General features: G+C 52.8%; 20 protein-coding genes. All 20 read left to right on the top strand.

What is annotated here, in order from left to right:
* Positions 1-324: 324 nt before the first annotated feature.
* The 20 genes from GQY55_RS14035 (at position 325) to GQY55_RS13940 (ending at position 21369) form a co-directional block, all read left to right on the top strand.
* Positions 325-2493 (top strand): transcriptional regulator, encoded by a 2169-nt coding sequence (locus tag GQY55_RS14035; protein ID WP_160042395.1) that lies wholly within the window; start codon positions 325-327, stop codon positions 2491-2493.
* A 229-nt stretch (positions 2494-2722) separates the two neighbouring features.
* Positions 2723-3157 carry a membrane-associated protease 1 gene (locus GQY55_RS14030; protein WP_160042393.1) on the top strand — a complete coding sequence of 145 codons (435 nt, stop codon included), beginning with the start codon at positions 2723-2725 and terminating at the stop codon, positions 3155-3157.
* A gap of 60 nt (positions 3158-3217) precedes the next feature.
* Complete coding sequence (locus GQY55_RS14025; protein ID WP_236575607.1) at positions 3218-3739, top strand: J domain-containing protein; 522 nt, start codon at positions 3218-3220, stop codon at positions 3737-3739.
* Between the two features lie 31 nt (positions 3740-3770).
* The gene (locus GQY55_RS14020; RefSeq protein WP_160042391.1) at positions 3771-4313 is read left to right on the top strand and encodes an FHA domain-containing protein; all 543 of its coding nucleotides are present in this window, start codon (positions 3771-3773) and stop codon (positions 4311-4313) included.
* 49 nt (positions 4314-4362) lie between these two features.
* A complete protein-coding gene (locus tag GQY55_RS14015) occupies positions 4363-4878 on the top strand; it encodes an FHA domain-containing protein (protein WP_160042389.1) in 516 nt (171 codons plus the stop codon).
* Positions 4879-4892: 14 nt separating this feature from the next.
* Entirely contained in the window at positions 4893-5801 is a 909-nt protein-coding gene (locus tag GQY55_RS14010) for a PP2C family protein-serine/threonine phosphatase (RefSeq protein WP_160042387.1), read from the top strand.
* A 77-nt stretch (positions 5802-5878) separates the two neighbouring features.
* Positions 5879-7693, top strand: a complete 1815-nt coding sequence (locus tag GQY55_RS14005; protein ID WP_160042385.1) for a serine/threonine protein phosphatase — start codon at positions 5879-5881, stop codon at positions 7691-7693.
* Positions 7690-8976, top strand: coding sequence for a normocyte-binding protein (locus tag GQY55_RS14000; protein ID WP_160042383.1), 1287 nt, complete (start codon positions 7690-7692; stop codon positions 8974-8976). Before GQY55_RS14005 ends, GQY55_RS14000 begins: the two co-directional genes overlap by 4 nt.
* Positions 8967-9668, top strand: coding sequence for an iron-dependent peroxidase (locus GQY55_RS13995; RefSeq protein WP_160042381.1), 702 nt, complete (start codon positions 8967-8969; stop codon positions 9666-9668). The genes GQY55_RS14000 and GQY55_RS13995 overlap by 10 nt, the downstream gene beginning before the upstream one ends.
* A gap of 31 nt (positions 9669-9699) precedes the next feature.
* Positions 9700-12351 carry a molecular chaperone gene (locus tag GQY55_RS13990; protein ID WP_160042379.1) on the top strand — a complete coding sequence of 884 codons (2652 nt, stop codon included), beginning with the start codon at positions 9700-9702 and terminating at the stop codon, positions 12349-12351.
* 26 nt (positions 12352-12377) lie between these two features.
* Positions 12378-12911, top strand: a complete 534-nt coding sequence (locus tag GQY55_RS13985; RefSeq protein ID WP_160042377.1) for a hypothetical protein — start codon at positions 12378-12380, stop codon at positions 12909-12911.
* A gap of 12 nt (positions 12912-12923) precedes the next feature.
* Entirely contained in the window at positions 12924-13478 is a 555-nt protein-coding gene (locus GQY55_RS13980) for an RDD family protein (protein WP_236575606.1), read from the top strand.
* A gap of 96 nt (positions 13479-13574) precedes the next feature.
* Positions 13575-14147 (top strand): RDD family protein, encoded by a 573-nt coding sequence (locus tag GQY55_RS13975; RefSeq protein WP_160042373.1) that lies wholly within the window; start codon positions 13575-13577, stop codon positions 14145-14147.
* Positions 14148-14289: 142 nt separating this feature from the next.
* Entirely contained in the window at positions 14290-15060 is a 771-nt protein-coding gene (locus tag GQY55_RS13970; protein ID WP_160042371.1) for a DNA and RNA helicase, read from the top strand.
* Between the two features lie 31 nt (positions 15061-15091).
* Positions 15092-15688 carry a hypothetical protein gene (locus tag GQY55_RS13965; protein WP_160042369.1) on the top strand — a complete coding sequence of 199 codons (597 nt, stop codon included), beginning with the start codon at positions 15092-15094 and terminating at the stop codon, positions 15686-15688.
* Positions 15685-17097: a contractile injection system protein, VgrG/Pvc8 family gene (locus tag GQY55_RS13960; protein ID WP_160042367.1), complete on the top strand. Its 1413-nt coding sequence runs from the start codon at positions 15685-15687 to the stop codon at positions 17095-17097. The genes GQY55_RS13965 and GQY55_RS13960 overlap by 4 nt, the downstream gene beginning before the upstream one ends.
* The gene (locus GQY55_RS13955; protein ID WP_201452158.1) at positions 17094-17717 is read left to right on the top strand and encodes a hypothetical protein; all 624 of its coding nucleotides are present in this window, start codon (positions 17094-17096) and stop codon (positions 17715-17717) included. The genes GQY55_RS13960 and GQY55_RS13955 overlap by 4 nt, the downstream gene beginning before the upstream one ends.
* Positions 17717-18241, top strand: coding sequence for an imm11 family protein (locus GQY55_RS13950; RefSeq protein ID WP_201452157.1), 525 nt, complete (start codon positions 17717-17719; stop codon positions 18239-18241). Before GQY55_RS13955 ends, GQY55_RS13950 begins: the two co-directional genes overlap by 1 nt.
* Positions 18242-18289: 48 nt before the next feature.
* Positions 18290-18685: a DUF4280 domain-containing protein gene (locus GQY55_RS13945; protein ID WP_160042363.1), complete on the top strand. Its 396-nt coding sequence runs from the start codon at positions 18290-18292 to the stop codon at positions 18683-18685.
* A gap of 86 nt (positions 18686-18771) precedes the next feature.
* Positions 18772-21369 (top strand): contractile injection system protein, VgrG/Pvc8 family, encoded by a 2598-nt coding sequence (locus tag GQY55_RS13940; protein WP_160042361.1) that lies wholly within the window; start codon positions 18772-18774, stop codon positions 21367-21369.

The raw sequence follows: 21369 nt of genomic DNA, 5'->3' as shown, positions 1-21369 counted from the left end.
ACATATATCGGATGAACCTGATCGATTTTGAATAATATACCAAAAAATAGGACTAAAATTGGGGGTTTTTTACTTAAAGGGGCTTTTTTGTAGGTCATTTGTCCCTGTGTCAGGAATAAGTGCTAGATATTGACAATTATTGCGGGCACTGTTTAATATAACCCCAACAGGCCCGAGTTCCGAAGCTGGGTCTCAAGGGCAGTTTTTTAGCCGGGCGTATAGTCATGGTGAACTGGCTGCCGCCGGCTGGAATAGCGGGATGTTCGTCACGTTTGCGTCCGTGCCGGCCGCATCCGTCATACCAACGGGAGGGGAAATAGCGAAGTGGACATTATCAATCAGACCAATCGAACGATGCTGTTTGAGGAAATCAATCCGGAAAAGCTCGATTTGATCACGATTGTCGGTGACGTCAAAGGCATCGACAGTCTCAGCGACGACAAAATCAAGGAAATCAACGCCCATCTGCTTGTGCGCAGCTTCGACGAATTTTTGAACAAGTTTTCGCCGACGGTGTACTCCTTTTTTAACGCGGCAAACCAGAAAGTGGTGTATACGCTGAAGAAGCCGGAGGGCATCGCCGAGGAAGCGATCTCGGAAATCCGGATCGACCAGAACAATGACTTCCTGAAAATGCTGTTTACGCTGATCGATACGAAGCGCAGCCAGGGCATGACCAACGTGGATTTCAAATTCGAGCATTTGCTCGACATGATTTCCCCGAAAAAGGTCATGGACGATATCCGCCAGGTGCGGAAGGAAATCCATTATTTGTACGGGCAATACGAAAAGCTGGATGACGAGGATCCGAAAAAGCTGGACATGGGCGATAAGCTGAACGCGATGTTCGAGGAAGCCAGCGCCAACTACAACAACGTGATGGCGATGCTGCCGCTGGCGATCGAGGATATCAAAACGCGGCTGCTGCTCGGAAGTTCGAACGAAGAGCGCGACGCCGAAACGGTTCAAGTCGGGATGCTGACGATCGGCGAAAGCGGGGAGCTAAAGATCATCGAAGCGCCGAAAAGCGAAAGCACCGAGCTGGTGTTGCTTGACGACAACAGTTCCAGCGACCTGGCGCTCGTGTTCGAGGAGGATTACAACTCCATCACGGAAACTCCGTCGGGTTACGTCAAGGATTTGGTTGTGCGTACGTTTAGCCCGCTGCCGGCGGTACGCAATGAAGTCAACGTGGAAGTCGAGGTTCAGAACTACAATACATATCTCGAATTTTACAAAACGGCCAAAGACGATTTCGTGAAGACGGTCAAACCGCTTGTGGAGAAAATCCTCGGCGTGAAGATGTACTTCGACCAATACGCCGTCAAGAACAAAGGGATGGCCCCGTCGCTGCTCATTACGAACAACAAGCTCGACATGACGGTGAAAAGCGCCAACATTCCGCGCCTGGAAACGTATTTGAACACGGTCAACGCCAAAAACGACTTTACCGATACGATCTGGTTCGGCATCGTGCCTTCGGTGGAGCTGGAGAGCGCCGGCAAAGTCAAGGTGACCCGCGAACGCTTCAAAGGCAACGAAAAGGTGATCAAGCAGGACGGCAACACAATGGAGTCCTTAACGATGCTGCTTCAAGTCATCAAGGATTTCAAGGTCCAGCTGTTCTTCAACTTCGAATCCGGCGAAGAGACGACGTTCAGCAGCATGGCGACGGCCGGCATCGACAAATACATCGACAAATGCGCGCCGCTGCTGCGCAAGGAATACAGCGAATACGCGGTGCCGTGCGTGCCGAACTTCACGATCATCCCGAAAGAGAAGTCCGGGGTCATCATCGATAGCCGGATGATTCAGACGGAAAACGGGGCCCAACTGTCCCGCGAAAAGGAAGACATCCTCAAGCTGTGGATCGAAGGCGTATACGTCGGAGCGGCTTACGTCGCGGCAGGCATCGTTTCCGCTTACCAATGCCCTGAATACTTGAAGGAATCCTTCCGCAACACGAGCAAGGAGTTCCCGGGCGTGCGCTTCGACATCGAAGCGGGCGACAACAGCCTGCGCGCCGTCACGACGATGGCCAAAGAAATTACCGGTTTCACCAATACGATCAAAGATTCGATCAACCGTAAAAACTTCGGATTTATCTTCTCTTCCGAAAATGCCCAGCTGCAAGGCAAGGACATCCGCCGGATTACCGTGTACAAAGCGAGAAGCCTGGCGGCGTCGGAAGACGGATTTGATTCTATATACAAAACGCTGGTCAGCACTTATATCGAGCGCATTTTGCGCTTCCAGACCAATGACTTCAAGCATGAAAACATCATCAAGTTTTTCAGCAACAATCCAAGCAGCCAGAAGAGCCTGTGGCTCGCCAAACGGGGGTTCATCAACTCGATCATTTACGACGGCGACGACATGAACTACATCATCGACGAGAAAAACAATTTGTGCCATATCGATCTGATCTACAACGGCAACGTGAAGAACCTCGAAGTCATGATCACGAAAGGCACGAGCCCGGTCAAAGCTTGATCGCAAAGCTTAAAGCTAAAGGCAGGCTGCGGGAACCGGCGGCCGAGGGTGGACGTGTTATGCGCATCCATGCCATTCGTGCGGTTCCGTTACGCATGATGCAGGCAATCGCCTGAAATGTCAGCTGTATGTGGGGGGACGGGCCTTCACGGCCTGTCCCATTACATAAATTCCGGGCATGATTCCATGCCCGGGCCATATTACACCTATTTTTGAGGAGGAAGCACTTATGGGATTCAGATTGAAAGTAGAAGGCGCAGAAACAATCGAGCTTGGTTTGGACAACATCCAAAAAGTCGTTTACGACACCGATACGCCGGATGATTCCAACGCAAGATCCACGGATGTGGGCTCCACGCTGAGAATTATCGGTAAAATCATCACCGCTACCGACGGCGACAAGGCCGACGACACGCTGAAATTGGCGCTGTGGTCCCTCGTTCCCGCCGAAAAAGCGGACTGCTACCGCAAGCTGACGCTGGAAGTGATCGCAGCGAACCAGGTGGTGCGCGAGGTCGTATTCCCGAACGCTTTTGTGGTCGATTACAAAGAAACGTTTGGAGACACCGAAGGCGTGGGCCAATTCGAGCTTTACGTCAAACAAAAACGCGACAAAACCGAGCTTGCCAAGCTCAACGGCGGCTATCCCGTCAACGATATCTAATGATTCCAGCGGGCCGAATCCGGCCCGCGGCAGACAAATCTCAAGGGGCCTCCCGGCCTCTTGGGATTTCCTGTACTTTGCCTGAAGGCCGTGAAGCCTGAAGGCATTACTGGCGAAAGCGGGGAAAACAGCGTGGCGGATTATTACGAAATACTCGGCGTGGCCCGTCAGGCGGGAGCGGCCGAGATCAAGCAGGCTTACCGCAAGCTGGCCAAACGCTGCCATCCGGACGTCAATCCCGGAGATCCGGAAGCGGCGCGCAGGTTCAAGCAAATCGTCGAAGCGTACGAAACGCTGAGCGATGAGACCAAACGGGCGGCCTATGACGACCGGTTGGTCCGGGGAAAGCGTTCCGCACACGAGCGGAAGACGGGACCGGAGGAACGCAGCGGGACGGGCGCCAAAGCGGCGCAAGGAGGTCATTTTGATCCTGCCCGGGTGCAGGAGCAGTTCGCGCAGTTTTTCGGCACGTCGCCCAAAGGGCAAAAAGAAGCAACGGACAGAAAAGGGAATGCAAAAGAGCGGAATCCGATGGATACGTCCGCCATGTTCGAGCAATTTTTCGGTTATCGCAAAAAATAAATGATTCAAACGCCAAACGGGGGTAACGGATGTGAAAACGGAGAAATCCGGATCGATTGTACTGATAGATCTGTTGATATACGGGATATTGGCCGGTACGGTGCTGTATGCCCTGATCCGCCCGTTTCATTACATACTGCAAATGTTCATCGTCGCGGCAGCAGCCGGGATGGCCTGCGTGCTGATCTGGACAGGAGGCCGCCGACCGGGAAGCATGGCCCGGAAAGGAACGGCGGAAATCGCCAAAATCGTCCTGCTGGACGATGACGGGGAACGCGTGAAGGAATGGTTCGTCAAAGGCGAAATCTCGGTTTTGATCGGAAAAAGCACAAGCCAAGGCGAGGTTGACATAGATTTATCGGACTGTGAATATGCGTCGCTGATCAGTCCGGAACACGCGGTGTTGAACCGCGTCGGCAGCGAGTGGTTTATCGAGGATGCGGATTCGAACAGCGGGACGGGCATCCGCAAGGCAGGGCGCAGCGATGCAAGCAGGTTGGTCGTCGAGGAGCCGGAGCGGCTCGGCGCAGGGGACATGATCTTTATCGCGAATACGCGGCTGCTGGTCAAATGACCCGGCTTTGTAGTATAGATCTCAATACATACGGGGGAATGATTTTACGATGAGCTTGACGAGATGCCTGAATGGACACATGTTCAGTACGAGAAAACACGGCAATACCTGCCCGTACTGCAATACGACGCTGGAGAAGCCCGCGCGCAGCGAAACGGCTCGGCCTCAGGCGGCGGATATGGACGAAAAGACGATGCCTTATTTGGGGGAGACGACCGGCATACAGCCGGTGACGGGCTGGCTGGTTTGCGTCGAAGGACCGCAAATGGGCCAGGATTACCGCATCATGGCCGAAAAAAATTTCATCGGCCGCGCGGAAGAAATGCATATCCGCATCATCGGCGATAACGGGGTATCCCGGCGCAACCACGCGGTTATCGTCTACGATCCGAAAAAACGCAATTTCTATTTGCTTCCGGGGGACGCCTCGGGACTCGCTTATCATAACAACGAAGCGGTCTATTCTCCCGTCGAGCTGAACGCCTACGATCTGATCCAGCTCGGGCGCAGCAAATTCGTATTCGTGCCGCTCTGCGGACCCCACTTCGAGTGGGATAACGGCTAAGGCGGGATATCGGCATGGGAAACTGGGATTTTATCGACAAGTACGGCGTGCTGATGGCGGCGGCCCTGCTGGTTGCCGTATTGTACGCGGCGCGGCTTATGCTCCAGAGGCGGCCGACACCGGCGCTGCAGGCGGCAGAGGATTGGGCTTTCGAGGAGGCGGGCGACGAATATGCCCCTCCATCGGCGGTTCCGGAGGTTGAGATCGGCAATGCGCAGACCATCGGACGCAGGGCGGAACAGGACGATTATTTCGCAAGCGCGGCCACCCGGGTAGGAACGATGGCGGTCATCGCCGACGGGATCAGCGGACTTTCCAACGGCCGCATGTCCAGCACGCTCGCGGTGACGACGTTTACCCGGGAATTTTTGAAGGTCGAAGACCCGCGCGAAATTCCCGATTTTTTCAGCAAAGCGGCGTTTGTCAGCAATCGGGCGATTATGGAGCAGCTGGGCGGCGAAAACGGCGGAACGACGCTTGTTGCGGTCGTCATATGCGGAAGAAGGCTGCATTGGGGCGCCGTCGGGGACAGCCTGCTGATTCTGTTTCGGGATGGGGAGCTTATGCCGGTGAACTCCAAGCATACGCTGGAGACGATGCTGGAGGAGCGTTATTTATCCGGCGAAATCAGCAAGGAGGACATCGAGCAGAACCCGATGCGCAATCAGCTGACCAACTATTTGGGATACGGCGGCTTTAAAAGCATGGAAATCGGCGAGCCGGTGTATTTGGAGCCCGGAGATACAGTCGTGTTATGCAGCGACGGCGTGGTGGATGCGCTGACGGAAGTCGAGCTGGAGGAAATTTTGATGCGGAAGCTGCCGCCGCAGGAGACCGCCGAACACATCATCGAAGGCGTTGAGCGGAAAGGCTTCAAACATCAGGATAACGCCACCGTCATGATTTTGCGGAAAAGGGATTGATCCGGTCTGCCTGGCGGGAAATCCGGAAGGCCGGATGTGGATAAAACGCAGCAGGAAACGGGGAAACGGAGGAGCGCATGAGGAAGGAGAACAGCGATTTTCAGACCGCTTTCGTCTCCGAAGCGGGGTCGTTTGTGGACAACAGGGATTATTTTGCCTTCGTGGAGCTGGATGACATGGCTTGTTACGTCATTGCGGACGGCCTCGATCAGGACCGGGAGCTGCGGAGCGCCGAAATGGCGGTCAGCGCGATTCTGGAAAGCTTCATGGAGAAGCCTTCGTTGTCCAAAAGAAGCATCCGGCGTTATTTGGAGACGGCCCATGAATGGCTCAAATTCGAAAGCCGGCGCGTCCGGCTGAAAGCGAGCGTGCTTGTGGTTGTAACGAACTACACGAAGATGGTGTGGGCGTCCTGCGGGAATGCGCGGCTCTACCATTTTCGCGGCGGAAGGCTGAATTTAAGATCGACGGATCAAAGCTTGTCCCAATTGCTGCTGGAGAACGGCAAACTGTCCGAAGACCGGATATCAAGCCATGAGGAACGGGGCAATCTGCTGAATTACATGGGAAAGCCGGATCATTTCGATCCTTTTATATCGAAAAAAACGCCGCTTGCCGACGGTGACGTGCTTCTGCTCTGCACGCCTGGCGTTTGGGAGCAGGTGGAGCTGCCGGAGATGCTGGATGCGCTGGCGGAATCCAGCGACCCGGCCGCCCTGACGGATACGCTGGAGGAGATTGTGCTCAGCAAGCAGCGGCAGACGGTGAGCAATTATACCGCGGCTGCGGTATATGCCAACAAAACCTTTGCAGAGAAGCCGAAAAACCGCAAAAAATGGATTCTCCGCATGGCGGTCGTTCTGGTGACGCTGATGCTTGCCGGGGGCGGCGTCTGGTATATGAAAGCGAAGCAGGCGCAGATATTGGCCCAAACAGCGATGCAGATGGCCGAATACGAGCAAAGCGGCGACGAATACGCATCCGCGGGCGATTATGCGAAAGCGCTCAAAGCCTACAGCGAGGCGAAAAATGCGGCCAGCAAGCTGAAGGACAAGCTGCATTTCCAGCTGCTTCGCGGCAAGCAGCAAGTGGCGCAGGCCGTCACCGACGGGGACGGTTATGTGAAGGACGGCAGCTATGATATGGCGGTGAACAGCTATACGAAAGCGCTCAAGGATGCGGGGAAATACAAGCCGTTCAAGCCGGAGGACATCCAGGCGAAAATCGACCGCAGCGGCAAAATCGCCGAGCTGGCCGAAATCATCAAGGACGGGGACAAAAAGGTTCAAGCCCAGGATTACAGCGGCGCGCTCAAAACTTACGAAAAAGCGAAAAATGCGGCGATCGAAGCCGGCTATGAGAGCGGGCAAAAGCAAATCGAAAAGAAAATGGCCGAAACTCAGGAAAAGATCGACGGCATTGAGCGCGAAACCAAAACGCTGCAGGCCGACAACCTAGAGAAAAAAGGCGACCGCAGCATGGCCGCCATGGATTACGCCGGGGCGATTGAGGCCTACGGCCTGGCGCAGGAAATCTATCAGGAAATCGACAAGCTGGAGCGGGTCCTGGCAATGGAGCGGAAAATTTCCAAAGCGGATGAAAAGCTGCATCCGGTCGTTCCGGCCGGGGACGGACCGGGCGCCGGAACAGCCGCGGCAGGCTTCCCGTCCGGGGCGGATGACTGGGGGAGCTACGAACCCGAAACGCCTCCGGCCGTGCCGACGGGGAAAAAAGATACCGCTCAGACTCCGGCGCCGCCTCAAGAAGGAAGCGGGTCGGTCTCCGGGGCGAGTAGCAGTCGTACGGAGAAAGGAACGGCTAAAGACGATGGCGGCTCATCCGGCGAAAACGGACAGACGGATACCGAAACGGAAGGAGGGGCTTCTTCATGAAGGAACTCATCATGGACCGGCTGGGCAAAATGGAGGATTTGCAGCAGCGAAGGCTGCTGCGGAACCTGATGAGCGGCGTGTTTCTGAACCTCGTGGAATATCAGGAGGAGCTGAACCGCCGGCTGGAGCGGCGGGTGTTCGAGGAAGTGGGCATTCACGATACCAAACATGATATCTACGTATCCATGTGCAGACGGGAAGAGTGGGATCCTTTGCATGATTATTTGCATCCCATGATTCCCTCGGATACGGAGCCGGGCCGAATCGATCTGGGAGAAATCGTGCAGAGCCTCAAGGAAGGCGGCGAAGTCCGGCTGTTTTCGTTGTTTCTGGAATGCAGCTATCCGCTGATTCAAGAGCTTCTCTACAGCGGCAGAACGTTCCGCGGCAGCCTGAAGACAGGCCGGGGCCAGTATGGGATCGAGGTCAAGCTGGAGAAGGACATGACCTATATCAAAGAAATCGAAAAGCTGTATCATGTGTTTCTGAATAACGGCCTGCCTTGGAAAACGGTGAATCATCCCTATGCCTACAAATTCGTTAAAGCGGTGCTGACCCGGATCGACGGGGAGCTTGCGGAGGACGAGGAGGTTCTGGAAATATCGGTGCATCTGGAGGAATACGAACCTTACAAAAGAACCGATCTCGTTCCGCTGTGGAATATCCAGCGTCTGGAGCTGAAAACCGGAGGGTTTCCGGTGCCGGCGGCCGACCGCGTCAACTATGAGCATGTGCTGCCGCTGCTCAAAACCGGACTTCAGCACGGCTATTTGGTGGAGGTCAACGATGACAGCATCCGTTACATCAAACGTTCCGCGGAAGAGATAACGGTCGTTTCGCCGCGTGAAAAGTCGGATACGTGGCAGGTGCTTAAAATAGCCAGCCCTTTCAATTCCGGAATGAGCCGGCCCGGTTATCCGCTGATGTCCAACCGCCAGAGGGAGGATTTTATCAGCAGGTACGGTCATCAGCAGGGGCAAATCGTTCGCTCCAAAGGCGAAATCGTCCGGATCGTCCATTCATTTGCCGCCTCGGAGGGGCTTACGCTGGCGGATGTGGAAATTCGCCCTGCGGACGGCAGCCAGGCCATCACCTATGAGCTCAACCGTTTCATCACAGATGAAGTCCGGGTGGACAACGGAAAATGGCGGATGTGCCTGAAATTCAAGCGGACGGATAAGGATTCGCAGCCGGATTATTTGGCCGAAGATTTGCTCAGCTTCCTCGTTTCCCAGGTGCAGATGTCGTTCCCGGAATACCGCTGCGAAGGAGAATGGGCTTGAATTACATATGGGATTTGCTTGTGCAGGCGCAGGAAGCGGGCATCGGCAAGCACAACATTACGTTTTTGCCGGCGAAGGTGTATTCGCCTTACATGGAGCTGAGCCTGAAGGAACTGAATGCGGCCAGGGGCCAACATGACGTCGAGGTGGAGATCAATCCGCATTACCGGTTTCCCGACATGTTCCGCGATTTGCTCGATATCAACCTGACGGAAGACGAAGAGTTCCGCTTGGTTTTGTTCGATATTTTGATTCATTTTTTGGCGGAGCTCGATTTGATGCAGGGCATGAACAAACGCGAGTTTTATATCCGTTTCGTGCTGCGGGATTTGGAAGCCGGGGCGTTCGGCAGCCGGGTGAAGGAGCTGATCGGCCTGTTTGATCCGGAAGAACGGGAGCTGATCGTTTGCGCCATTTTGCGGATGTACGATACCGGGGAAACGCTGAATCTTCTGCGCAGCACGGTCAGCCGGATTTTCAAACGTTCGACGATTTACGTCAACAACGAGGACAAGGACGAAATGCTGTTTTATATCGGACAAAAGCAAACGGAACTCGCCGCCCGCAAGCTGGAGCTGCTGATGGAGCTTTTTCTGCCGGTCCGTTACCGGACCGAGGTGTACTGGGACTGCCATGTCGGCATTATCGACGCGGAAGACACGATGGTCCTGGACCGGATCGCGATGTATTAAGACGCCCTGAGAATGGGAGGAGGAATGTAACATGAGGGGATTCAAACTGTATACCGATTCCACCGGCCAGGAGCGGGTGCGCGGGAAGGTCCGTTACACGCGGGACGAGCTGAACGAAATGACGACATTCCAGCTGCGGAACATCTGTTATCGCGAACGTCTGGTCGAAGGATTGAGTCACGGGCTTGACCGCGAAGAGACGATCCGCGTCATCCTGAAATATTTGGGCGCGGACGAGCGGATGTTCATCGGCCGTTTCTGTGAAGGCGGATACGAACGGGTGAGCGTCATCCTCCGCAAATATTTTCAAGCCCCGCTGAGAGGGGACGGAGGCATCAGCGTTCCGGCCCGCATCGTCGTTTACCCCGGCATTGCGGTGGACAAGGCGGACGGGTACAAAGTGCAGGCGCCGGCCGGGTTCGCGGAAGGGAATGCGCTGCTGGTGAACGACCGGATGGAGCTGTGCGGCATTTTTAATCTTTGCAAGGACGAGGCGGCGGCATCGGGCGGCTATTACTTGGCCGCGCATCACGGCGTCGAGTGGAAACGGACGGCCAACAGGCAGTACAGCCTGCTGTTCCTCCGCAAACGGGATTCGGAATACGTGTTCAAAACCTATTATCAAGAGCAGGCTCTGCCGCCCATACATATCCAATATTACAAAATCCCGCTGGCCGACTTGGACATCCGCGAGCTGCAGGAGACGGATGCCGTGCTGGCGATCGACTTCGGCACATCGAACACGACGGCGGGGGCTTTTTTATATCCCGGATACGCCAAAACCTCGGGCGGACAAGATGTGCTGGGCGGTCAAATTCGGATCAATGAAATCAATTTCGTAAAGTTTCCGGATCCGGCCTATCAAACGCCCGATTGGACGGAAGCGCTGCCGACGGCGGTCAGCGTCGCGGATTGCTCCGACCCTTCATCCGTCAGCTACCAGTTCGGGTACGAGGCCCTGCTCCAAATCCGCCGGAGCAGCTACAGCAGCCGGGCGACCGTCTTTCAAGGGCTGAAGCGCTGGGTGACCGATTTCAGGAAACAGGTCGAGGTCATGGACAGCGAAGGGAACACCGCGACGGTGTCCCGGAGCGAAGTGCTTCGCGCTTATATCAAATACGTGATCCGGATGGCCGAGCACCAGTTCAAGTGCAAGTTCAAAAACCTGTATTTCACCAGCCCGGTGAAGATGAAAGCCCCGTTCCTGGACATGTTCGCGGAGCTGCTGCCGGAATACCGGATCGAGCAGGAGGACGCCCTGGATGAAGGGATGGCGGTATTGTACAACACGATTGCGGACGGAATCGAGCGGAACAGCTTTATGGAAGGCGTCGATTATCATGCGCTTGTCATCGACTGCGGGGGAGGGACGACGGACTTGTCCTCCTGCCGTTTCCGCATCGAGGACGGGCATATGTCGTACCGGATCGAGCTGGACGCGACGTACGAAAACGGGGATACCCATTTTGGCGGCAACAACATTACATACCGGATCATGCAGTTTATGAAAATCGCGTTCGCCGATTATTATGCAGGCGGCAAACACCGGGTCACCGATATCGATGATCTGATCGACATCCCCGGCAACGACCTGTTCCGCGAGGTGGACGAGCAGGGCGTCGAAGCGGTTTATTCCAAGCTGGAGCGCCGTTACCGCGAGGCCGAGGCGGTCATTCCTACGGCCTTCGCCCATTACGAGAACCGTTCCCGCGACGAATATTTGCGGGTGCGCAGCAATTTTTATTTTCTCTGGGAGATCGCCGAGGGGATGAAGGAGCAATTTTTCCGGAAAACCGGCATTTTGCGGAACCGGTTCCTCGCGGAGCAAGGCGGGGGATCGGACAACGATTTGCAGATCACGCCGATGGAACGCTGGTTTCTATCGGTGTTTCGCGGCGGCGTCCTGAAGGATGAGTACGAAATTCCCGACGTCGTATTCAACATCAAGGAAATTACGCAGCTCATCAAAGCGGATATTTACGAGGTCGTCCGCAAATTTCTGGACGGCTTCTACCGGAGCGGCGTGCTGGGTGAATATTCGATCATCAAGCTGACCGGCCAGTCCTGCCGGATCGACGTATTCCGGGAGGCCTTGAAGGAATTCGTGCCGGGACGCAGCATCGAATTCCGGCAGAAGCCGATGGAAGGCCGGGTGCCGGAGCTGAAGCTCGCCTGCCTGCGCGGGGCGATTCGTTATCTGAATGCCCGTAAATCGGGCATGATCGAGACGAGCATAACGAAACAGGCGGCGGCCATTCCGTATACGGTCAGCTCGCATACCCATGACCGTCGGGAGCTTGCGCTGATCAGCAGCCTGGAACGAAGCAACCTCGTGCTGGGCTCCATCTCGCGGCCGTTCCAGACGCGGGAGGTCGAGTTCCTCTTGCGCGGCAGCGACGGCAGCCTCCGTCATAGTTACGTGTACCATAACCGAACCGATCAATATAAGCCGGTGCAATACGTCGATATCCAGGCCACCTATGGCGATAAAATCCCGCAGGATGACACCGACTCCATCGTCAACGGGGAGACGAAATATTTCGTCTTTGCGGATGACAACCATTGGGGCTTTCACGTTCTGCCGATCGCGCGCCTGGACGAGGGACTTCTGTTAGGACATAAAGCGCTGTTTCCGTTCGAAAGCGATCAGTCGGAGCTGGATTTTTTTGACGGGACGAGATAGCCGTACAAGAAAGAGGAGAGATAACCATGAATTGGCGTTTCATGACGATCTTGGTCAAAAAAATTTTGGGAACACCTTTTAAACCGGCCAAACGGGGTGCTTCGGGCGAGTTGGTTTTTCAGAAGCCGGTACTTTGGATCGTTCTTGTCATTGGCGGATGCCTTGCAGGTTGGTTAGCGCTTGTGATGTCGCTAATGACCGAAAGTTCGCCTGATGAGGAACAGCTCGTCTATTTGTTGGCTGTAATCGCTGTTTTCTTCACTTTATTCCTGCCGGGTGTTTTGAGCTTTAAAGCAGAGGCAGGGGAGTCCTCCATCAAGGTTAGACGCTGGAACGGCAGAAGAATGCTGAAATATGAAGAGATTACAAGCGTGGAACATACCCGGTTCTTCGGTGGGCAATTCATTTTGAAAAGTCCGCGGGGAACGATCCGCCTTTCCGAACACATGACCGGAATCGCCGAATTGATATCGCTGCTGAGCGCCCGGATCGGAGATCAAAGCTGCACTCAAGCAAACGTGGCTTTGGCGAAAAGGAAGGCTGACTTTGAAAGATATTGATTCATCCGATCCATGGGAGGAGAAAAAATGTACGCAAGTTTCTGGAAACGCCTTTTGGCTTATTGTCTTGATTTGATTGTGGTATGGCTCATTTTTTTCGTGCTGAAATCCGCTTTTTACCGTATCCGCGGGATTTATGCTCAACATCTTTTGAACCAAGGTGCAAGTATAGAAGATTTGAAACATGTTATTGATTTTGATATATCCAAAAATGTGGCGCTAATACTGATTCTAATCTTCTGCTGGCTATATTTCGCTTTGATGGAATCTTCCCGAAGACAAGCTACTTGGGGAAAAAAGTGGGTGGGCCTGATCGTGGTAAACGAAATGTACGAAAGGCTCAGCTTCGGCAAGGCGAGCGCCAGATTTTGGAGCAAGATGCTTTCGAGCCTGATCCTATGCGCGGGATATATCATGGTGCTTTTCACTCCATACAGGCAGTCGCTGCACGATAAGATCGCCAAGACCTATGTGGTGAATCAAAAGCAGTTTCAGAAGTATCTGACTGATAGGGATGCGAACTTGGATGCCGGAATGCAAAGTGTCAAGGCTGTGAAGGCGTTGTAGACCGGTTTGTCAGTCCGGAAATATAAAATATGGCAATTCTATGCCGGAGGGATTCTTGCAAGAATTTCAAGATGAGCTGAGTAAGGAGACGAAAAAATGTACGCGGGATTTTGGAGGAGACTTATTGCCCATATATTAGACGTTACTGTCTTATACTTTTTGGTTATATCGATTGGATTAATTAGGATATTGCTCGATAGTTTTTTCTTAATTAAAGCATTTGAATACGGACGGTATTTGGTCAGCGTACCCTATATTATTTCATTGTTATGCATTATTTCTGCCGTCTGGCTTTATTATGCGGTTTTGGAATCTTCCAAATTACAGGGGACGCTTGGCAAAAGGGCGCTTGGGATTATCGTCGTAGATGAGCACTATAGGAGAATTTCATTTGGTCGTGCAGCCGGAAGATATTGGAGCAAAATCGTCTCGGTATTAACTTTTGACATTGGTTTTATCATGGCGGCGTTTACCAAACACAAACAAGCTCTTCATGATATGATTGCGAATACTTATGTGGTCGATAAAAAGGTTCTTGAGATGAGTAGAGCGCAATATCTGCAGTATCCGCCATATCCTCAGTACCCGCCATATTCTCAGTACCCGCAATATCCGCAATACCCGGAGTATCCGCAGAACCCGCAACAACCGCAACATCCGCAAGATTAAGCATCCGAGAATATATCGTTTTCGGTCAACAGGCGCGCACATTTCGCCCGGTTGTCTTCATTCGTAAAATCATCGGATTCAACTTTTATTGCCGGGCAGTACATCTGAATGTTCTCCATAGGATTTGGAAAGGGGGATGCCATTGTTCACCCATATCGCACCGAAATTCAACAAAGGCCGGATCTTAAAAACGGCGATGCTGGAAAATTTGCGGGATTTCCCGCGTGAATTTACCGACGTCTATTACCGGGATTATACGGACGGCATCGTGACGGGGGCGGGCATCTCGGTTGGGACGGATTCGCTGACCGTTGCACCCGGGATCGTCAAGCACCAAGGAAGAATATACATCATGAAACAGCCGGCGGCCCTTTCGTATATGGCAACGGGACGGGAGAGCGCGGTCAAAATCCGTTTTCAGGAGGGCCGGGAAGACAGCGATTGGCAAGAGTTCCGCAGCGAGATTGTGCTGGATCAACAGCTGGAGACGCGCTCCTCCGAAATGGAGCTTTGCCGCTTCAAGCTGAAGGACGGCGCAAGGCTGCGCCAGGACTATCAAAATTTTCAGGACATGGCCACCGAATATAACACCGTCAATGTGCTGCATGTAAGCATCGCGTCCTTTGGCAAAAGCACCTTGTCCCCGGTCATCATGCGGCGTTTTGCGGAGGAAATGCTGGGGAGGGGAGGCGCCGATCCGCAGGACATGGTGTTCGCCATGATGTGCCTGAACGAAGGCACCGTCAGCCGGGACGTGATTTTGCATTACATCGCAAGACGTCTCGGCATCGCCTACAAAGATTACGGCAACGTGGAAATACATAAGTATTTAGCCCGGATTCTCGAACATGCCCGCGGCAGCAGCCGGATGGGGATGGGCCTGGGCGCAAGCCAGAGGATGATAGTGGATTAAATCTTGCAAAACGGCAGAGGAGGAGACCGCAATGTCATTTATGGATGAGAAAATTGCGCAATTTCTTAACGAAGCGGAGCAAGCCATGAGCCCGAATTCGATTTGCGACGGACCTGTCAAAATCGGCGGCAGGTACTTCGAATTTACGGAGCAAGCCTTCTACGAGGACAAGCTGAAGGTATTTCTGCCGAAGGATTTTGAAGAGATGCCGCAGCAGGCGCGTTCCGTGAAATACCCCTATGAGCAGCGGCCGGAAATTATTCAAAGCGATGCGTCAGGCAGCACCAACTTCACGTTCAACCGGATCGATCATGAGCTCCAGGACGAAATGGTTGAAGAGCTGACCAGCGGCATGAAAATGATGATCCAAAAGTCCAACCCTTCCCACGTGTTTTACGAGAGCGGGGTTGAAGTGGTGAACGGCAAGCCGATCGGCTTTTTTGAATTCAAAAGCATCGTGTTTGACGGTTCCCTGTTTAACATCATGTTCTTTTTGGAGCTGGAGGGCCAAATTTTAATGGGAACTTTTTGCTGCCGTTATGAGGAATATGCCGATTGGAGGGACATTGCGTACCAGGTCATTCGAACCGTCACGGTCATTCAGGAAGAGAAGGAGGATCAGGCATGAGCCAAACCATCTATTCATCTGCGGACATTTCGGTATCCCATTATCGTTTTGAACGGATTACGGATTTGCGTCTGGTCAAGCAGGTTGGCGAGCACGTCAAGCTGTCGGTCAGCGGGGTCGTATCCGAAGAAATGCTGGACAAGTATGTGGAACAGGTCGAAGCCGACGATACGATTCGGGTCACGGTGCGCGATAAAGACAAGGTAATCACCTTGTTTCAAGGCGTCATTACCAACATGTCCGTCCAAGCCGTACGCGATGTCAGAACGATGACGATCGAAGCTCATAGTTCCACGATCACCATGGATTTTCGCAAGGAAAGCCGATCATTCCAAAACGAGCATATGCCGTATAGCCAGTTGTTCAAACGGGTGATGGCGAGCTACCCCAAATCGGATATGATCGATGAAGCTTCGCAAGGCAAAAACATCGGAGGGCTGATCGTTCAATACCAGGAAACGGACTGGGCTTTCATAAAACGTCTGGCTTCCCACTTCCATGCGCCCCTCATTCCGATGAGTTCCGGCGAAGGCGTGAAATTTTTTATCGGTATTCCGGACCTGGGCGAACCCCGCGAGCTGCGCGAACACAATTATACGATCCACAAAAACCTGAAAGAGTATAAGACGAAATCGGAAAACGGCGTGGACGGCATCCATGAGCACAACAGCATCAGCTATTCCGTCACAAGCCATCAATGGCTGGAACTCGGAAGCGCGGTGAAATTTCAACGGAGCACCATGTACGTGAGCAGGGTCGAGACGAAGCTGGAGCATGACCTCTTGATTCATCAGTATGAGCTGAAAGACCGCAAAGGTTTGTTGTGCCCGGTACAGTACCGCTATGAGCTGGCCGGAACCTCGCTGTTCGGAAAAATACTGGATGTGGCCAAGGACAAAGTCAAGCTGGGCTTAAACATCGACCAGGATCAGCCCGTACATGAAGCGATGTGGTTCCCTTATTCGACCGTGTATTCCTCGCCGGATGGAAGCGGGTGGTACTGCATGCCGGAGGTTGGCGATGAAGTCCGTTTATATTTTCCGGATGAACAGGAAAAACACGCTTTTGCCGCCAGCTCCGTCGATAAGGAATCGGCGGACCCGCAAAAACGCAGCGACCCGTCGGTCAAAAGCATCAGCACGAAATACGGGAAACAGATCGTGTTTAAACCCGGCTCCGTCGAAATCATCGGCGGCGGCCAGTTGTTAATGAAGCTCACCGATGACGGGGGGATTGAAATTAACAGCGACAAAAAAATCTCCTTATCCGCGATGGAAGATATCGAAATTACCGGCGGGGCCAAAATCATGATTCAAGGCGATACGGGCGTAGAACTGGTGCAAGGCGGCGCCTCGATGCGGATCGAGGACGAGGTGACCATGAGCGGAGGCCGGGTGAATATCGAATGAGTTCTGTCATGGATCGGGATGCGGCGTTAGGGGATTTTCTTGAAAAATATGTGCTCGAGCGCTGGCAGGAGGATCTTGCGGCGATAGGCGAGCATTATGAAAAGAATCAAGCGGAAATCGAGGCAGGGTTTTTAAAAGCGGTGGACACGGCCTGCATGCAGGCCGTCCATCTTCAGGAGCAGCAGCTTAAGGGGGATATCCAGTATATCTATCTGTCTTTATTGAGGACGAGTATCATGGAACATCAGGCCGTTTATCGGATCGATGTTTTGGACGAACGCTGGTTTCTCGATCCTTCGGAGTGTGTCGTGCAGTGGCAGGCCGATTTTATATTTAATCCGTTATTTCAGAGAATCGCTGCGCTTGACAACGTGAAATCGAACTACGCGCGTAAAATCTCTGCCATGGACGTGGAGCGGATTTTGCAAATCGAAGCGTACAGATACCATCTGTTTGCGATTGAATTCATGCGGGGACTGGTGCCTTCGATCCTGGAAGGCGAGGGATTTTTGCGAATGGGCCAAAAGCCGACATTATGCATTTTGGCGGGAGAATTCAGGGATCAAAGCGAGATTTTGTTCCAAGCCGAGGGCGGCGGGGATGAAGCGGGGGGAGAATGATGGACTATTTTATTCTGCAGCAGGATGAGCGGTATACGAATATTCCCGTGCTGCAAGATCTCCGGCAAAAAATCGATATCCGGCACATGAACCGGCTTCGCGCCCACCATTTGGCGGATACGACGATTTTTCATGTGAAGGCGGCCGCCGATGCGGACTATTTGGATTTGCTGGCCAGCCAGCTTTTTCTGGTGTCGGAGCGTTTTCGGCCCGTCATCGAGATGTACGAACCTGCGTGCATATTCAAGCACATTCCGCTGATGGACCTGGCGCACGGCAAGCAGCATCTGTATTACCTGCCGATTTTTGATGAAGTCGAAGCGTTAAGTCCGAATAGCGAATTCAATTTGGATCGCAGCGTGATTAAAAAAGTGATTTTACAAAAAGAAAAAGTGGCGGGCAAACGCATTTTTCGAGTGCAGGAAAGCGAACAGCCGCTGATTGTCGTACGTTTGGACGTGGCGGAAAGCTTGCTGCGCCGGGATTTGACGGGGATCCGCCTGAAACGGGCAGCGATGGAATGAGACACGAATGGGGGATTATAACGGAATTTTGAAAGGAGCCTGGAGAGCATGGACAAGCAGTTTTACGTCGTGCGGGGAGCCGACATCTTTTGCGATTGCGGGTCGCATTCAAGAAAGCTGAATTTGCCTGAAAGTCACGGCTCGTACGTCAACGGCAAACCGATGATGAATGAACTCGATTGCGTACCGGAAGTCAACATTTCGAAGTTCGGAATTTGCAATCACCCGAGCAATGAGAGCGGAGAAACGATCTATCTGATCTCGATGGACGGCCAGCAAATTCAAGGCAAACCTTGCCTGCCGAAATTGCTCGGTACATCCTGGTCCAAAACCAAAACGAAGGTCAAAGTGGACGGACAGTCCGCCCTGACGACCGAATCGGAATTGTATTGCGCTTTGGGCGGTACGATCAAATTCGCCAGCAATGGGCAGCAGGAAGAGTAGCGGGTCCGAAGTGATTTTAAAAAAACGAGCATAAGCGGAGGGTAGCGGACAGCATGAGAGATTATGCGAACGGAGGCTGACGGGCAGTGATAGGTTACGAGCAATTAAGGATCGTATCCCCTTACCGGTTGAAAAGCATTGAGGATGTCGAGCTGAATTGGGCGCCGAACGAGCATGGGAAGCTGATCGTACGCGGGCTTGTGGACGAGAAGGATCAAACGAATGCCGTGCTGAAGGCAACCGCCGATGACGCCATTCAGGTCCTTGAACAAGGAACGAGCGGTGAACATACGATCTTTCGAGGGATCATTTCCAGTGTGAGGACGGTTCACCGCAGCGGCGTATACCAGCTCGAAATTGAAGCAAGTTCGGGCACGTCTTTGCTGGATGTGCGGAAGAAGAGGCGTTCCTTTCAGGACCCCAACATGACGTACGGAGCTTTGGTAAAGCAAGTCCTAAGCTCTTACGGCGGTTCGGACGTCATTCATCTCGTTGGAAAAGAAGAGCGAATCGGCGAGCCGATCGTGCAGTATGACGAGACCGATTGGGAGCTGCTGAAACGGATCGCAAGCCATTTTCAAACCGTGATCATAAGTGATATATTGGAAGCAAAGCCAAGAATATATATCGGCGTTCCCAGAGGAAACCGCATCCAGCTGCCCGAAAACATGCCGTATACGGCAAGCAAAAACCTGATGGCCTACCGGCAGGCAGGCGAAGCATCGTCCGGGCTGCATCATACCGATTTTTTCAATTACGAGATTCGCAGCGGGACGCGATACAGCATCGGGGATGAAGTGCGGTTCCGGGACAAAACGATGGTCATCGGCGAAGTGAAAGCGGCCATGACCCAAGGGGATTTTTTATACACGTACCGATTGGCCCGTAAAGAAGGCATTCGACAAAACCGGATACATAACGAAAAACTTATCGGCATCACGATCAACGGCGAAGTGCTGGATGTCAAGGGAGAAAAGGTCAAGCTTCACCTGGAAATCGACCGGGAGCAGTCCAAATCGGCGGCATATTGGTTTCCGTTCGCCCCACCGACGGGAAACGTCATGTACTGCATGCCGAAGGTGGGGACCAACGCCAGTTTGTACTTTCCAGACGATGCCGGGGGCAAAGCGAAAGTTACCGGCTGCGTGCGGACCAACGGAGACAGCTGCCAGAAAACAGGGAACCCGAACAACCGGTATTTTGGAACGGAGCACGGAAGCGAGCTCGAAATTACGCCGACCGCGATTAACATCGCAAGCGGAAGCCCCGAGCCGCTGAAGATCACCTTCGATGACGAGACGGGCGTGACGCTGACCAGCCATAAGAAGCTGAGTATCAATGCGGGGCAGGATATTTCGCTGTACACCCCGAAAAAGATCGTCATCAAGGCGCCGAACCTGATCGTAGCCAAAAAGCTGAGCAAGCTGAGCGGATTTACGATCGAAAGCGAATACCATTTCCTGGGGGATCTGATCAACAAAAACGGATCCGACCGGACGAGCTATCCGAAATATGACGACGAGCCCGCGACATGGACGCCGCCACCACCGGAACCAAAGCCGAAGTTTAGTTGGGGGAAAATATTTGGGATTGTGGTCGCTGCCGTAGCGGTCGTTGCTTTGGTGGCCGTTTCCGTAGCGACATTTGGTGCGGGAGCAGTATTGGCTGCAGCAGCTTTTGGAGCAGCATGTGGGGCTATTGGAGCTGTTGCAAGCACGGCTGCCAGTGATATTGCACGAGGAGAAATGAGCAGCGGTTGGGATTACTTAAAAAGCGCCCTTATAGGTGGAGGAGTAGGAGCCATAAGCGGCGCGATCTTCGGCCCGTTCGGAGGGTCATTGACTTCATCGCTGATGCCTGCAACAACTAGCCAAGTAACGGCCCAACTGGCAACCGGAGTAGGGATTGGATTTGCCGGTGGATATACGGATTATACAACGACAGAGTTAATCAACGGCCGCACGCCTACTTTAAGTGGTGCACTAAACGCAGGAATGACCGGAGGATTATTCGCCGGAGCATTTTCAGCCCTCAGTGGCCCGGTATCGAAATTTTTGTCGAGGGCATTTCAAAAGGGTAAGACATATGATCCGTATACTGGTCCTAAACCTGATTCTTCAAAGAGTCAAAAGAGCAAAGGTGGTCCGGGAGTAGACCGGCCTATCGATGAATTTGATGACACTCTGTTCTATAAAAATGCTGAAGAGAGTAGGGCTAGGACGACAGGTGAACCTAAGTTACCTTCTGATAAAGAATTAAATGATGCTGTTAATGAATGGTCCAAAATGCAGAAAAGTCTAGCTCCTTCAAAAAGAAAATTGGATAATTTTAATACAGCTTCAGTAGCTTATGACGCAGGAACAGGAACATATTATTATGGAATGAACAAAGGTGTTCAGCTTAGTGGAGATGTAAAAAACCCTAAGTTATTTGGAAGCAAAGACCAAGCAGGGTTATTGCCAGAAGCTTCTCTTAACGACTACGCTATAGGAAATTGTGCAGAAGTAGACGCAGTGAATCAAGCTCTTAATAATGGTGCTAATATGGGTGATTTGTATTTATACACCATTAAAACAACTTCAAATGAGTTTGGAGTGGCAAAAATAGCTTGTGAAAACTGTACGTTTACGTTCAAAGGAAATGTTGCTGATGCACTAACAGGATGGTTAAAAGGAGGACGATGA

It is taken from the genome of Paenibacillus sp. USDA918EY (genome assembly GCF_009870825.1).
Classification (GTDB): domain Bacteria; phylum Bacillota; class Bacilli; order Paenibacillales; family Paenibacillaceae; genus Paenibacillus_AQ; species Paenibacillus_AQ albilobatus.
The sequence above is the reverse complement of the archived record's forward strand: the minus strand, read 5'-3'. Positions and strand labels throughout refer to the sequence as shown.

Bases quoted from the DNA above. Each gene is read 5' to 3' on its own strand.
- GQY55_RS14030 (WP_160042393.1), top strand. From the start codon at position 2,723: ATGGGATTCAGATTGAAAGTAGAAGGCGCAGAAACAATCGAGCTTGGT.
- GQY55_RS14015 (WP_160042389.1), top strand. From the start codon at position 4,363: ATGAGCTTGACGAGATGCCTGAATGGACACATGTTCAGTACGAGAAAA.
- GQY55_RS14010 (WP_160042387.1), top strand. From the start codon at position 4,893: ATGGGAAACTGGGATTTTATCGACAAGTACGGCGTGCTGATGGCGGCG.
- GQY55_RS14005 (WP_160042385.1), top strand. From the start codon at position 5,879: ATGAGGAAGGAGAACAGCGATTTTCAGACCGCTTTCGTCTCCGAAGCG.
- GQY55_RS14000 (WP_160042383.1), top strand. From the start codon at position 7,690: ATGAAGGAACTCATCATGGACCGGCTGGGCAAAATGGAGGATTTGCAG.
- GQY55_RS13995 (WP_160042381.1), top strand. From the start codon at position 8,967: ATGGGCTTGAATTACATATGGGATTTGCTTGTGCAGGCGCAGGAAGCG.
- GQY55_RS13990 (WP_160042379.1), top strand. From the start codon at position 9,700: ATGAGGGGATTCAAACTGTATACCGATTCCACCGGCCAGGAGCGGGTG.
- GQY55_RS13985 (WP_160042377.1), top strand. From the start codon at position 12,378: ATGAATTGGCGTTTCATGACGATCTTGGTCAAAAAAATTTTGGGAACA.
- GQY55_RS13980 (WP_236575606.1), top strand. From the start codon at position 12,924: ATGGGAGGAGAAAAAATGTACGCAAGTTTCTGGAAACGCCTTTTGGCT.
- GQY55_RS13975 (WP_160042373.1), top strand. From the start codon at position 13,575: ATGTACGCGGGATTTTGGAGGAGACTTATTGCCCATATATTAGACGTT.
- GQY55_RS13965 (WP_160042369.1), top strand. From the start codon at position 15,092: ATGTCATTTATGGATGAGAAAATTGCGCAATTTCTTAACGAAGCGGAG.
- GQY55_RS13960 (WP_160042367.1), top strand. From the start codon at position 15,685: ATGAGCCAAACCATCTATTCATCTGCGGACATTTCGGTATCCCATTAT.
- GQY55_RS13955 (WP_201452158.1), top strand. From the start codon at position 17,094: ATGAGTTCTGTCATGGATCGGGATGCGGCGTTAGGGGATTTTCTTGAA.
- GQY55_RS13950 (WP_201452157.1), top strand. From the start codon at position 17,717: ATGGACTATTTTATTCTGCAGCAGGATGAGCGGTATACGAATATTCCC.
- GQY55_RS13945 (WP_160042363.1), top strand. From the start codon at position 18,290: ATGGACAAGCAGTTTTACGTCGTGCGGGGAGCCGACATCTTTTGCGAT.